Here is a 12,352-nt window from a genome sequence, read left to right on the forward strand (position 1 = left end):
GATGAGGACGGTGAGGGCAGATGTCCCGAAGCGGAGATGTCAACGAGCCCACCCGGGAGTTCCCGGAGTACGCGAAGGGGCAGGCCGCGCCGGCCGTGCCAGCGCAGGACCGACGCTGGGCGGCGGACGGCGGTGCCGAGGCTGTTGGTGAGCCGACGGCGGGGGAGAGCGACCCTGAGCCGACCCGGCCCGATCCGGTGCTCACCTCGGAACGCACCCGGGGGCGCGGCCTGTTCTGGCTGGCAGGTGTGCTCGCCGTGGTGCTGGTCCTGGTCCTCGGGGTCCGGGTGACCGGGCTCTGGCCGACCTGGCGCAATCCGTTCGCGCAGGAGACGACCGACCGGAGCCAGCCTCCGTTGCTCAAGTCGATCCAGGACCTGAGCCGCTATGTCGCGGCGGAGGGAAACTTCCAGGTCGTGATCGACCTTCAGAACGACCGGAAGTACGTACCGGACTTCCTGCTCAACGAACGTACGCTTTTTGTCGGTGCCGGGTCGGTTGAGTCGTATGTCGATTTTGCCCGTATTTCCGAGGGTGCGGTGATCGAGTCGGCCGATCGGAAGTCGGTGGAGATCCGGCTGCCCGCGCCGCAACTCGGCGAGCCGAATCTCGACCTTGAACGGAGCTATGTCTTCGCCGAGGAACGCGGTCTGTTGAACCGGCTCGGCGAGGTGTTCGGTGGAGATCCGAACCGGCAGCGCGAGGTCTACCAGAAGGCCGAGGAGAGCATTGCCGCCGCCGCTCGGGACAGCGGTCTCGGCGACCGGGCCCAGGAGAACACCCGAAAGATGCTTGAGGGTCTGCTCCGTTCACTCGGCTACGAGAAGGTGACTGTCACCTATACCGCTCCCTGAGCGTAGGACTTCGATGACTCGGTGTCATCGCAGGTCAGGGCGGTACGCCGGGTATTCTCCTAGCGTCCACCGGTGGCGACAGAACACAAACGGGATATGGCGGTAGTATCCAGCGACGTCTTGAGAAGGCGGCCGATGGTGCACCGTGTTGCCCTTGGTCCGCCGGCCCCTCGCCAATCGATACACCGAGAAATCGAATCGGGAGAAACGCCTGTGGCACCTTCTGTTGCCGGAGACGAGATCGAGGTTACCGTCCTGCTTCCGTGCCTCAACGAGGCCGAGACGTTGGAGATCTGCGTCACCAAGGCCGTCCGGGCCCTCGCCGAACTGGGTGTCGTCGGCGAGGTCCTGGTCAGCGACAACGGATCGACCGATGGCTCGCAGGAGATCGCGACCAGGGCGGGCGCGCGGGTGTCGCACGCGCCCATCCGTGGCTACGGTGGCGCGTTGCTGAACGGCATCGCGCAGGCCCGAGGCAAGTACGTGATCATGGGCGACGCGGACGACTCGTACGACCTGTCCAACCTTGAGCCGTTCATCCGGGAGCTGCGGGCCGGGCACGACGTGGTCATGGGCAACCGGTTCCGTGGCGGCATCGACAAGGGTGCGATGCCCCCGCTGCACCGCTACCTCGGCAACCCGGTGCTCTCCTGGCTGGGACGGCGCCTGTTCGGGCTGCGCAACGTCGGCGACTTCCACTGCGGCATCCGGGGCTTCAACCGGGACCGCATCCGGGACCTCCAGCTCTGCATGCCCGGCATGGAGTTCGCCTCCGAACTGGTGGTGCGGGCAGCGCTGAACAACTACGACATCGTCGAGGTTCCGACCACCCTGAAGAAGGACGGCCGCAGCCGCCCGCCACACCTGCGTACCTGGCGCGACGGCTGGCGCCACCTGCGCTTCCTACTCGTCTTCGCCCCGCGCAAGACGCTGATCTGGCCCGGCTTCGTCCTTACCCTGCTGGGCCTGCTCGGCACCGCGACGCTCTCCTTCGGCCCGCTACAGGTGGCCGGGGTCGGCTTCGACATCAGCACCATGGTCTACACCTGCCTGGCCATCCTGGTCGGCGCGCAACTCCTGCTCTTCGGCGTCTTCGCGCTCCTCTACGGGCACACCGAAGGCATCACCACCCAGCAACAGGCGGCCTTCTGGGGCAGGTGGGTACGGTTCGAGACCTGCACCGCCGCCGGTCTGTTCCTGGTCCTGCTCGGCCTGGCCGGTTCGATCCTCGCGGTCACCGCGTGGGGGACCACCGGCTTCGGTGAGCAGAACCTCGCCGAGACCCTTCGGGTCGTGCTCCCCTCATCGACCGTGATCGGCCTGGGCATGACCGTGCTCTTCTCCGGTCTCTTCGCCAGTCTGCTCAACCTCCGTCGGGTCAGCCCGAGCGCTCCGGTCGTCGCGACGCCGGCCGACGACGCCCGCAGTGACAGCGACCTCGCGTCGGCGCGGAGCTGAGCAAGCAGTGACGCTCCAGACGACGCCCGGCGAGTCCGGTCGGCCGATCGAGGCCGACCTGATCGACAAACCCGACGAGGCGGATGTGTCGACCGAAGACCGTGAGCCGGTCACCAAGCCCGTGGCGGAGCCGGCCGAGCCGGCCGAGTCCACCGGGCTGGTGGCCGGCCCGGCCGACCCGGACGGTTCCGGCCCCGTCACCGTCGACGCGACGACGGGGCGTCGGGTGCCGGGCTGGCTGGGCAACAGCGGCACGATAGCGCTGCTGACCTGGCTGGTGGCGACCCCGGTCGCGATCGTCATCCCGAAGGTGATCGACCGGAACCCGTTCTCGGCCGGTGCCTCGACGATTCCGCTCGCGGCGGCATTCCTGTTGATCATCGGGGTCTTCCTGCTGGCCCGGCGTTGGTCCGGTGAGGTGGCGGCAGGGCTCGCCGCCGGCCTGGGCGCCGCCTGGACCGTGCTGATGCTGCGTTCCGCTCTGAACGGCACCCCGTTCGGCTTCGCCGGCCTCGTCGGCGACATGGGTCGGATGTCCGCGGCGGCGACCCGCTACACCACCACCGTCGCCAGCAGCGACACCCTGGTGCACGGGCTGCCGTCGGAGTACCCCCCGTTCTACGCATGGCTGATCGGCCGGGCGTCGGTGCTGTTGGACGAACCGGCCTGGCGGCTGCTCGCCGACGCCGAAGTGATCTTCAGTTCCGCCGCGGTGCTCGCCGCGTTCCTCCTCTGGCGCCGGCTGGTCGGTCCCTGGGTGGCCCTGGCGATCTCGGCGCTGACCCTCGCCACCTGGTCGGACCCACGCAAGGCGTTCGAGGTGCTGACGCTGGCGATCTTCGTCCCCTGGGCACTGGAGGTGTTCGCCCGTCCGACCCGGCGGCGGATGCACTGGCTGCCGGCCGGGCTGCTCGGCGGGTTCATCGTGATCACCTACCAGGCGTGGATGGTCTACGCGGCCATCGGCCTGATCGCCCTGATCGTGATCGCCTGGCGGACCGAGCCGGACCGCTGGGCCTACCTGCGCCGACTGGGCCTGATCGTGCTGGTCTCGTTCGTCGTGGCGTCCTGGTACATCGTGCCCTTCGGTTGGGCCAGCCTGACCAAGGGCGGACAGTCGATCTCCGACCTGTACGTTTCGAGTTCGCTGAACTCGGGACTCTTCCCGTTCCTCGACGTCAACCCGCTCGGACTGCTGCAACTGGTCGGCCTGGTCGGGCTGGTGTGGTTGTGGCGCTCGGTCTGGTGGGCCCGCCCGCTGATGTTGCTGGTCATCTCCGCGTACGGCTATCGGTTGATCTCGATGGTCCGGTACGTGCTCACCCAGCACACCGGGTTCATGCACTACACCGCCCGGCTCTACGGGGTGCTGCTCACCATCGCCGGGGTGCTGGTACTGGCGCACCTGGCCCCGATGGTGCTGCGGCGGCTGCGGTTGACCCCGCCCCGGCTCGCCGGCGCGGCCCTGCTCGCGGTCGTCCTCGCCTGGACGGCGACCGGCTTCACCAACGCCTGGATGCCGGAGACCGGCAGCAAGTACGCGATCAGCGCGCACACCGAACCGCTGCCCGGCGGCGGGTACCCGACGTACGCCCCGAAGGAGGGGCGTCGTTCCGGGTTCCCGATCACCCAGGTCGAGCAGGCGGTCGAGGAGGTGCTCGGGCCGGACGCGCAGCCGGTGACGCTCTCCACCGACGACCGGGTCTTCTCGTTCCTGCCCTGGCCGGGTTTCATGGACAACGACCGCACCGCCGGCAGCACGCTCTCCCGCTGGGACGACCGGCTCGCCGAGGTGAAGGAATTGGCCGCGACCAGGGACCCGGCGGCGTTCGCGGCGAAGGCGGCGAACCTCGGCGAGTTCGGGGGGATCCAGGTGTTCGTGCTGAGCGAGCAACCCGACGGCTGGGCCTGGCGCAGCCAGCGCTTCACCCCGGACCAGTTCTCGTCGCAGTACTGGAGTGTGATCGACCTGGGGAACGTGGTGGTGGCCGTCCGGCGGTGAGCCGGGGCGATTCCGCCGATCCTCCGAAGGACCGTTGTGTCGACCGGGGCCGCACCCGCGAGGGCGCGGCCCCGGTTCGTCCGGCTACACCCGGCAGCCCGTCCCGGAGCCGCCACCGCCAACCGCCCCGCCCGGTGATCCGCCTCAGCCGGCGACGTACGCCTGCCGCTGATCCTCGTTCGGCATGATGATCCAGAGCGCCAGGTAGATCAGCACCTGCGTACCGGGCAGAATCACCGACAGCACGAAGATGAGCCGGACCATCCCGGCGGAGAGGCCGAAGCGGCGGGCCAGACCGGCGCAGACGCCAGCGATGATGCGGTGGTCCCGGGGGCGTACCAGCTTGCGACTCATGGTCGTCGTCTCCCACTCTGCGGCGATCCGCCGCGTCTCTATCCACCGTAGGAACGGACATCGAGGACGCCGTCCGTCCTGAGGCCGATTCGGTGCACCCGTACCCGTAGGTGCTTACCCGGGTTGGCCGCTCCGGACGCATGCTGGAAGGGACGGGTAGGCTCGCCGGTCGGTGCTGGCCTGACCGACGGCAACGGAGCCGATGCGGCAGCGCTGGCGGTGGGAGGATGATCGATGATCAGCGTCTTCGATCTGTTCACGGTGGGAATCGGGCCATCCAGTTCGCACACGGTGGGACCGATGCGGGCGGCACGTACCTTCGCCGCCGGGCTCAAGGCCGACGGCCTGCTGGCCGACACCACCCGCATCCACGCCGAGTTGTTCGGCTCCCTCGGCGCCACCGGCCACGGCCACGGCAGTGACCGGGCAGTCCTGCTCGGGCTCGCCGGCGAGGCCCCCGAGTCGGTCAACCCGGACCAGGTCGACGCGGTGGTGGCGGAGATCCGGGAAACCGGGCGACTGGCCGTGCTCGGCGCGCACACCATCGACTTCGACTCGAACCGTGATCTGGTGTTGCACCGTCGCCGCGCGTTGCCGTACCACCCGAACGGGATGACCTTCACCTCGTACGACGAGACCGGCGAGGTGGTACGCGGCCGGACGTACTACTCGGTCGGCGGTGGTTTCGTGGTGGACGAGGCGGCGGCCGGGGCTGACCGGATCATCGCCGACCCGACCCGGGTGCCGTACCCGTTCACCACCGGCGCGGAACTACTGCGGGTGACCGATGAGACCGGTCTGTCGATCAGCGGCGTGATGTTCGCGAACGAGCGGGCCCGGCGCGGTGCCGACGAGATCCGTACCGGCCTGCTGGAGATCTGGCGGGTGATGCAGGAGTGCGTGGAACGGGGCAGCCACCGTGACGGTGTGCTCCCGGGCGGCCTGAAGGTACGGCGCCGGGCGGCGGAACTGCGGCGGGCCCTGTCGGCGGAGCGCGGGCCCGGGTCGACCGGCACCGGTGGGGCGGAGGACCCGCTGCGGGTGATGGACTGGGTGACCCTGTTCGCGCTCGCGGTCAACGAGGAGAACGCCGCCGGCGGCCGGGTGGTGACCGCGCCGACCAACGGTGCCGCCGGCATCATCCCGGCGGTGCTGCACTACTACACCCGCTTCGTCGCCACCGCGTCACCGGACGGGGTGATCCGCTTCCTGCTCGCCGCAGCCGCGATCGGCGTGTTGTTCAAGGAGAACGCGTCGATCTCCGGAGCCGAGGTCGGCTGCCAGGGCGAGGTCGGTTCGGCCTGCTCGATGGCGGCGGCCGGGTTGGCCGAGGCGCTCGGCGGCACCCCCGCCCAGGTCGAGAACGCGGCGGAGATCGGCATGGAACACAACCTCGGGCTGACCTGCGACCCCGTCGGCGGCCTGGTCCAGATTCCCTGCATCGAGCGGAACGCGGTGGCGAGCATCAAGGCGATCACCGCCGCCCGGTTGGCGCTGCGCGGGGACGGCGTACACACCGTCTCGCTGGACAAAGTGATCAAGACCATGCGAGAGACCGGCGCGGATATGAAGGTGAAGTACAAGGAGACCGCACGAGGTGGGCTCGCGGTCAATGTCATCGAATGCTGACCACGCGTGGATTGGCGTCCCTGACGCCTCCGGTGGCTCCGGCACCGCCTACCGAGCGTGCTGACCGACTGCTAACCTATGGCGCGTCAGCGGCCCGTTTCAGGCAGGCCCGCAGCGGCGGTCTGGGTGCCGTGTCCGAGTTTCGGCACGAGACGCGGGAGCACAATAGCTGTTAGGGCGGTCGCGGACGGTGACCGGGAGAGGTCAACACGTGATCCGTACCGGACGCGTCGGTGGATCTTTCCGGCGCAGCCGCCCTCGATCATTCCTCAGTTCGGGAAGGCGGCCATGACAACGAGCGTCGCGAGTGTGTGGAGCCATCGCAACGCACTGCGGCTGCTGGTCCGGCGGGATCTGGCGGTCAAGTACCAGCAGTCGTTCCTCGGCTATTTCTGGTCCCTGCTCGAACCGCTCGCAATGGGCGCCATCTACTGGTTCGTCTTCGGTGTGCTCTACGGCACAGGCACCCACACCGGACCGGCGAAGGATTCGTACCCGCTCTTCCTCATCACCGGGATCTTCGCCTGGATGTGGACGAACTCCGCGATCAGCGAGGCGACCAGCGCCCTCACCGGGCAGGCCCGGCTGATCACGACGATGAAGGTGCCCCGCGAGGTCTTCCCGATCGGGCGGGTGATCGGCCGGTTCGCCGAGTATCTCGCCGGCCTCCCGGTCCTGGTGGTGCTCGCCGCCTACTTCGGTGAGCTGCACTTCGGCTGGGAGCTGCTGGCGTTGCCGCTCGCGGTGCTGTTGCAGACCATCCTGCTCACCGGCGTCGCGCTGCTTCTGTCGTCGTTGAACGTGCTGCTGCGGGACGTGGACCGGCTGATGCGGCTCTTCACCCGGCTGCTCTTCTACGGCACCCCGATCATCTACCCGCTTCAGCTCGTCCAGGATTCCGGTCTGCCGTCCTGGGTGCGAACGCTGTATGAACTCAATCCGCTGGTCGGCATCTTCGAGCTGTTCCGCGCTATCTGGTACCCGTCGGAATTCCCCAACGCCTGGCTGCTCTCCGTTTCGGTGGTCGGCAGTCTGGTGCTGTTCTTCGGCGGCTGGTGGGTCTTCCGCCGGCTCGAGCCCGCCGTGCTCAAGGAGCTGTAGTGAGCAAGCCGATCATCGAGGCGCACAACCTCGGCATCCAGTTCGTCCGTGGCCGGCGCCGTCAACTGCGCCTGCGTGAGATGTTCATCCATCGCGGTGGGCGGCAGCCTACGGCAAACGAGTTCTGGCCGTTGCGCAACGTGTCGTTCGAGGTCCAGGCCGGCGACGCGGTCGGCGTCATCGGCAAGAACGGCACCGGCAAGAGCACCCTGCTGCGATTGATCGCCGGAGTGCTGATCCAGGACGAGGGGACGATCACCGTACGTGGTGAGGTGGCCCCGCTGCTGGAGCTCTCCGCCGGTTTCTCCAACGACCTCACCGGCCGGGAGAACGTCCACCTGGTCGGCTCCCTGCACGGGTTGAGTTCGCAGTACCTCAAGAACCAGTTCGACGAGATCGTGTCGTTCGCCGGGGAGCAGGTCGAGAGGGCGATCGACACCCCCGTACGGCACTACTCGTCCGGTATGAAGGTCCGGCTGGGCTTCTCGGTCATCTCGCACCTCCAGCACCCGATCCTGCTGATGGACGAGGTGATGGCGGTGGGCGACACCGATTTCCGCAAGAAGTGCTACGCCACCATCGAGCGGATGCTCGGCGAGGGGCGTTCGCTGGTGCTGGTCTCGCACAACGAGAACGACCTGACCCGGTTCTGCAACCGTGGGCTCTACTTCAGCGCCGGCGAGTTGCTGATCGACGGCACGGTCCGTGAGGCGCTTGACGCGTACAACAACGTGGTCCGGACGTGACGCTGGCGGTCCTGTTCACCCGTCCCGACCACACCGGGCCGGTCCCACCGGTCGGCGGCGTACCGCCGGTGGACCGGCTCCGCGCCCATTTGACCGACGCCGGTGCCCGGCAGGTGCTGGCCACCAGCACACCGGCGGCACTGGCCGAGCTGGCCGAGCGCTCCGACGAGCCGATCCTGCTCTGCGCCGACGACCTGGTCGCGCACGCCGCGGTCCTGCGTCACCTGGCCACCAGTCCGGTCGGCCCGACCGTCGCGCTCGTGCTGACCGACCCGCCCGCGGCCGGGCAGGCGGTGCTCCGGGAGGAACGCGGCCAGGTGGTCGAGGCTGTCCGCGACGACGACCAGGTCGACGCCGCCACCGGTACGTTCGGTGGGGCGATCCGGGTCGGAGTCGACGACCTGCCGATCCTCGCCGCCGCCGCCCGTTCCGCCGCCGCGTCGAGCGGGTCGGGCCCGGTCCCCGATCGGATCTTCACGGCCCTGGTCGGCACCGACGCCACAGTCTTCAGCCACCGGGTACGGCTCCTCGTCGCGCACCGGGCCACCGACGCCGCCGGGGTCGCCGCCGCCACCTCGGCTGTCGCCTCGGTCAACGAGGACAAGGCCGAGCTGCGGCTCTCCGTCAAGGAGAAGGACGACTTCTTCACCACGTACTTCGTCAGCACCTGGTCTCCGTACGTCACGAAGCTCTGCGCCCGGATCGGGCTCGGCCCGACCGGGGTCACCGCGTTCTCCGTGCTCTTCGCCGTCGCCGCCGCCGGGCTCTTCGGCCTCGGCGGCCGGTCCGCCGCGGTGCTCGGCGCGGTCCTGCTCTACCTCGGCTTCGTGCTCGACTGCGTGGACGGGCAACTGGCCCGCTACACCCGGCACTTCAGCCCCTGGGGCGGCTGGCTCGACACGATGGCCGACCGGGCGAAGGAGTACGTCGTCTACGCCGGTCTGGCGGTCGGCGTCGACCGGGCCGGGCTCGGCAACGGGTGGACGCTGGCGATCGCCGCGCTGACCCTGCAGACCGCCCGGCACATGACGGACACCTGGTACGGGGCGCTGCACGACGAGGCCGCTCGGCGCCCCCCGTCGGCCCCGTCGACCGGTGGTGGTCTCGGCAACCGGCTGAGCCAGGCGTCCAACCGGGTGCAGGCGGACACCGGCTCGGTCTCGTACTGGCTCAAGCGGACGATCGTCTTTCCGATCGGGGAACGGTGGGCACTGATCGCGATCACCGTGGCCCTGTTCAATCCGCTGGTGAGCCTGGTCGCGGTGCTGGTCTGGGGCGGGCTCGCGGCGGCGTACACGCTGGCGTTGCGGACCCTGCGGGCCCGGTCGATGCGGGTTTCGGTGCTGGCCCGGGTGGACACCACGCTCTACCGCGACGATGGTCCGGTCGCCCGCTGGCTCGGCGCCGCCGGCAGCCGGCTGCTGCCCCGGTGGGCCGGTCCGCTGCCGCTCGCCGTTGTCGCGGTCGGGGCCAGCACGACGCTGCTGACGTGCGGTCTGGTCGGGGTGGATGACACCGGGCTGCGGGTCGCGGTGCTCGTGACCGGGCTGGTGGCCGTGCTCGCGGCCGGTCTGCCGTCCGGGCGGTCGCACGCCGGGGCGCTGGACTGGTTGGTCCCGGCGGCGCTGCGGGCGGCCGAGTACCTCTTCGTGATCGCCGTGGACGTGGCCGCCGGAATACCGGGGCCGGTCACCTTCGCGTTACTGTTCGTGTTGGCCCTGCACCACTACGACCTGACCGCCCGGCTGGAGAAGCGGAGCGCGGCGCCCGAACTGCGACCGTACGGACTGGGCTGGGACGGGCGGCTGCTCCTGCTGGTCGCGGTGGTGCTCGCCGGGGTGGCCGCGGCGGGGGAGACGACGCTCGCCGGGTACCTCTTCGTGATCCTGACCCTGGGCGCGGTCAGTGGGTGGATGTTGCCGGCGGCGCCGGCGCGCCCGAGCACCGGTGGTGCTCTCGGTGTCGACGGCCGGGCCGTGGTGGGCACGGCGGAGGAGCGAAAGCAATGGCCCTGATCAGCTTTGTCGTGCCGGCCTACAAGGTCGAGGGGTACCTGCGGGAGTGCCTCGACTCGATCCTCGGACAGCCGTTCACCGACCTTGAGGTGATCGGCGTCGACGACTGCTCCCCGGACAGCAGCGGCGAGATCTTCGCCGAGTACGCCGCCCGCGACTCCCGGGTGACCGTGGTCGCGCTGCCCGAGAACGTGGGACTGGGCGAGGCGCGCAACATCGGACTGGATCGGGCACGGGGCGAGTACGTCTGGTTCGTCGACAGCGACGACTGGCTCGCCCCCGACACCCTTCCGACGGTGGCGCGGCGGCTGCGTGAGACCAACCCGGAGCTCCTGGTCGTCGACCACGTCCGGTCCTACTGGGACAACTCGGTGCTGGGTAGCGCGATGCCGGAGGTCTTCCCGACCCCGCCGGGTGCGACCACGTTCAGCCTCCGGGAGCGGCCGGAGTTGATCGGCCTGCTGCACACCGCCTGGAACAAGGTCGTCCGCCGGGACTTCCTGGTGGAACTGGGGCTGCGCTTCGGACCGGGCTGGTACGAGGACGTGTCGTTCACGTACCCGCTGCTGCTGGCGGCGGAGCGGATCACCGTACTGGACCTGGTCTGCGTCAACTACCGCCAGCGTCGCTCGGGTGCGATCACCCGTACCCAGGGGGACCGGCACTTCGAGGTCTTCCCGCACTGGCAGCGGGTGTTCGAGTTCATGGACGAGTGGGCGCCGCAGATGGACGACCTGCGCCCGTTGCTCTTCCGGCGGATGATCTGGCACTACCTGACCGTGCTCGGCAACGGGAACCGGATCGGCACGAAGCTGCGGCCGGCGTTCTTCGCCCGGATGGTCGACGACTACCGGCGTTGGCTGCCGGCTGGCGGCTACCCGGTGCCGACCGGCCCCGAAGGGGTCAAGCACCGGCTGGTGGCGCAGGGCAAATGGCGTACGTTCAGCGCGCTACGCACCGCGTACCAATTCCGGGGCCGGCTGCGCGACGGAGCCGGCGCCGTCAAGCGGGCGGTGGTGCCCCGGCTTCGCCGTGCCGCCCGGGCCGGACGCGACGGGATCCTGCGCGCCTACTACCAGGTCCAGTTGCGCCTGCCGATCGATCGGTCGTTGGCCCTGTACGCGGCGTACTGGTACCGCGGTTACGCCTGCAACCCGGCGGCGATCCACGCCAAGGCCGCCGAACTCGCCCCGCACATCCGGGGCGTCTTCGTGGTGCGCCGGGACCGGGTGTCGAGCCTGCCGCCCGGGGTGGCGTACGTGGTGGCCGGGTCGGCCGCCTACTACCGGGCGCTGGCGCGGGCGAAGTGGCTGGTCAACAACGTCAACTTCCCGGACTTCGTGGTGAAGCGGCCTGGCTCGGTGCACATCCAGACGCACCACGGCACCCCGGTCAAGGTGATGGGGTTGGACCAGCAGCGGTACCCGACCGGCGCGGTCGGGATGGAGTTCCCGAAGCTGCTGCGCCGGATCGACCGGTGGGACTTCAGCGTCAGCTCCAACACCTTCTCCACCCAGATGTGGGACCGCGCCTACCCGGCCAACTACACGCCGCTGAACACCGGCTACCCGCGTAACGACCGGCTTGCCAACGCCACCGCCGAGGAGGTCGCGGCGATCCGGGCCGGACTCGGCTTCGACCCCGAGGACCGGGTGGTGCTCTACGCGCCGACCCATCGGGAGCACCTGCCCGGCTACCGGCCGCCGTTCGACGCGGCCGAGTTCGTCGAGGCGCTCGGGCCGCAGACCCGGCTGATGATGCGCAGCCACTACTTCCACGACCGGGACGTCGCCGGCACGGTCAGCGTCGCCGGCCGGGTACGGGACATGAGCGCCCACCCGTCGGTCGAGGATCTCTACCTCGCCGCCGACGTGCTGATCACCGACTACTCGTCGGCCATGTTCGACTACGGGACATTGGACCGGCCGATCGTCATCTACGCTCCCGACTGGGACGCGTACCGGCTCGCCCGTGGGGTGTACTTCGACGTCACAGCCGAGCCACCGGGAGCGGTAGCCAGGTCCTTCCCGGACCTGCTCGACCTGTTCCGTGGTGGTGCGGTCGACAACGACACGGCGGCCAAGGCCCGCGCCCACTTCCGGGCACGGTTCTGTGTCCTGGACGACGGCCGGGCGGCCGAGCGGGTGGTGCGCCGGACGTTGCTCGGTGAGCCCGGCTGACACGGGTGCCTGG

The 12,352-nt window shown here is 69.5% G+C and carries 9 protein-coding genes; 8 read left to right on the forward strand and 1 reads right to left on the reverse strand.

Annotated elements, in window-relative coordinates; genetic code table 11:
* The first annotated feature begins 20 nt into the window (after nt 1-20).
* From ACIBF5_RS26900 to ACIBF5_RS26910, 3 genes are all read left to right on the forward strand, one after another.
* Nucleotides 21-854 carry a DUF4230 domain-containing protein gene (locus tag ACIBF5_RS26900; RefSeq protein WP_396815664.1) on the forward strand — a complete coding sequence of 278 codons (834 nt, stop codon included), beginning with the start codon at nt 21-23 and terminating at the stop codon, nt 852-854.
* A 213-nt stretch (nt 855-1,067) separates the two neighbouring features.
* Complete coding sequence (locus ACIBF5_RS26905; RefSeq protein WP_396815665.1) at nt 1,068-2,312, forward strand: glycosyltransferase family 2 protein; 1,245 nt, start codon at nt 1,068-1,070, stop codon at nt 2,310-2,312.
* Nucleotides 2,313-2,319: 7 nt separating this feature from the next.
* On the forward strand, nt 2,320-4,314 hold the full coding sequence (locus tag ACIBF5_RS26910; protein ID WP_396815666.1) for an arabinofuranosyltransferase: 1,995 nt from the start codon (nt 2,320-2,322) through the stop codon (nt 4,312-4,314).
* A 144-nt stretch (nt 4,315-4,458) separates the two neighbouring features.
* On the opposite strand, the gene ACIBF5_RS26915 is transcribed toward ACIBF5_RS26910, so the two are convergent.
* Nucleotides 4,459-4,668, reverse strand: a complete 210-nt coding sequence (locus ACIBF5_RS26915; protein ID WP_396815667.1) for a PspC domain-containing protein — start codon at nt 4,666-4,668, stop codon at nt 4,459-4,461.
* Nucleotides 4,669-4,902: 234 nt separating this feature from the next.
* On the opposite strand from ACIBF5_RS26915, the gene ACIBF5_RS26920 reads away from it, so the two are divergent.
* The 5 genes from ACIBF5_RS26920 (at nt 4,903) to ACIBF5_RS26940 (ending at nt 12,339) form a co-directional block, all read left to right on the forward strand.
* Nucleotides 4,903-6,297, forward strand: coding sequence for an L-serine ammonia-lyase (locus ACIBF5_RS26920; RefSeq protein ID WP_396815668.1), 1,395 nt, complete (start codon nt 4,903-4,905; stop codon nt 6,295-6,297).
* A 288-nt stretch (nt 6,298-6,585) separates the two neighbouring features.
* Nucleotides 6,586-7,398, forward strand: a complete 813-nt coding sequence (locus ACIBF5_RS26925; protein WP_396815669.1) for an ABC transporter permease — start codon at nt 6,586-6,588, stop codon at nt 7,396-7,398.
* Nucleotides 7,398-8,144 (forward strand): ABC transporter ATP-binding protein, encoded by a 747-nt coding sequence (locus tag ACIBF5_RS26930; protein WP_396815670.1) that lies wholly within the window; start codon nt 7,398-7,400, stop codon nt 8,142-8,144. The genes ACIBF5_RS26925 and ACIBF5_RS26930 overlap by 1 nt, the downstream gene beginning before the upstream one ends.
* Nucleotides 8,141-10,159, forward strand: coding sequence for a DUF5941 domain-containing protein (locus tag ACIBF5_RS26935; protein ID WP_396815671.1), 2,019 nt, complete (start codon nt 8,141-8,143; stop codon nt 10,157-10,159). Before ACIBF5_RS26930 ends, ACIBF5_RS26935 begins: the two co-directional genes overlap by 4 nt.
* Entirely contained in the window at nt 10,150-12,339 is a 2,190-nt protein-coding gene (locus tag ACIBF5_RS26940; RefSeq protein ID WP_396815672.1) for a CDP-glycerol glycerophosphotransferase family protein, read from the forward strand. The genes ACIBF5_RS26935 and ACIBF5_RS26940 overlap by 10 nt, the downstream gene beginning before the upstream one ends.
* Nucleotides 12,340-12,352 lie beyond the last annotated feature (13 nt).

The sequence above is a fragment of the Micromonospora sp. NPDC050417 genome, assembly GCF_044458865.1.
Taxonomy (GTDB): domain Bacteria; phylum Actinomycetota; class Actinomycetes; order Mycobacteriales; family Micromonosporaceae; genus Micromonospora_G.

Coding starts and splice junctions, on each gene's coding strand:
- ACIBF5_RS26900 (WP_396815664.1), top strand. CDS start 21: ATGTCCCGAAGCGGAGATGTCAACGAGCCCACCCGGGAGTTCCCGGAG.
- ACIBF5_RS26915 (WP_396815667.1), bottom strand. CDS start 4,668: ATGAGTCGCAAGCTGGTACGCCCCCGGGACCACCGCATCATCGCTGGC.
- ACIBF5_RS26920 (WP_396815668.1), top strand. CDS start 4,903: ATGATCAGCGTCTTCGATCTGTTCACGGTGGGAATCGGGCCATCCAGT.
- ACIBF5_RS26925 (WP_396815669.1), top strand. CDS start 6,586: ATGACAACGAGCGTCGCGAGTGTGTGGAGCCATCGCAACGCACTGCGG.
- ACIBF5_RS26940 (WP_396815672.1), top strand. CDS start 10,150: ATGGCCCTGATCAGCTTTGTCGTGCCGGCCTACAAGGTCGAGGGGTAC.